The sequence below is a fragment of the Geofilum rubicundum JCM 15548 genome, from assembly GCF_000974365.1.
GTDB classification, from domain to species: domain Bacteria; phylum Bacteroidota; class Bacteroidia; order Bacteroidales; family Marinilabiliaceae; genus Geofilum; species Geofilum rubicundum.
This window is the reverse complement of sequence record NZ_BAZW01000189.1, coordinates 1-854: the sequence shown is the minus strand read 5'-3', so window position 1 is coordinate 854 and position 854 is coordinate 1. Positions and strand designations below refer to the sequence as shown.

The window sequence follows — 854 nt, the reverse complement described above, 5'->3', positions numbered from 1 at the left end:
CGTTGTGGCGCATGGTACCGAAGAACATACGCGGAAAGATAATTATTCAGTTCAACTTTGAAATTGTTAACAAACTTGTTAACTTTGCTCTATGGCTAGGGAGATTAAATTTTATGAAAATTATTTCGTTGAATTCTATCTATCACTTGATTCGACTGTTCAAGAAAAAATTGAATACGTGTTTAAGCTCATTCGAACTGTAGATAGGATTCCTCAAAAATTTCTCAAACATATTGAAAGCACGGATGGATTGTATGAGATTCGAATTAAAGTCGGGAGTGATATTTACAGAGTCTTTTGCTGTTTTGACAAAGGGAAAATTGTGATTCTATTCAACGGATTCCAGAAAAAGAGCCAAAAGACACCTAAGAAAGAGATTGATAAAGCATTGAGATTGAAAAATGAATACTTTAATAATAAGAAAGGAGACTAACAATGAAACAGATTAGTGAGGCACGGACATTTGATGAGCTTCTTGATATTAAGTATGGTAAATTTGGTACCGAAAAGCGAGACGAGTTTGAAGTTAAAGCAAAAGCGTTTATTGTTGGAGAAATGATTAAAGAAGCTAGAAAAGAAGCACATTTAACTCAGGAACAATTAGCAACAAAAACCGGAACCAAGAAAAGCTATATTTCTAGACTTGAAAACGGCAAGATTGATATTCAGATTTCGACTCTTTTCAAGATTTTTGAAGAAGGCTTAGGAAAGAGACTTGGCTTTACGATGCTATAAACCACGTCGCCACAACATCATGTATAAAATATTGGGGGTTTATGTGTGTATGGGCAACTCCACTCCCCGTAGCAAGTTTCTTAACGGCAGACAATAACGACGCTCGCAAGCCCCCATCA

At 35.8% G+C, this 854-nt stretch carries 2 protein-coding genes; both read left to right on the top strand.

Translation table 11 applies throughout. The features are described from left to right. The first annotated feature begins 91 nt into the window (after nucleotides 1-91). Entirely contained in the window at nucleotides 92-433 is a 342-nt protein-coding gene (locus JCM15548_RS20720; protein ID WP_062129149.1) for a type II toxin-antitoxin system RelE/ParE family toxin, read from the top strand. Between the two features lie 2 nt (nucleotides 434-435). Next, a complete protein-coding gene (locus JCM15548_RS20715; RefSeq protein ID WP_062129147.1) occupies nucleotides 436-735 on the top strand; it encodes a helix-turn-helix domain-containing protein in 300 nt (99 codons plus the stop codon). Nucleotides 736-854: the final 119 nt, after the last annotated feature.

Bases quoted from the DNA above. Each gene is read 5' to 3' on its own strand.
- JCM15548_RS20720 (WP_062129149.1), top strand. From the start codon at position 92: ATGGCTAGGGAGATTAAATTTTATGAAAATTATTTCGTTGAATTCTAT.
- JCM15548_RS20715 (WP_062129147.1), top strand. From the start codon at position 436: ATGAAACAGATTAGTGAGGCACGGACATTTGATGAGCTTCTTGATATT.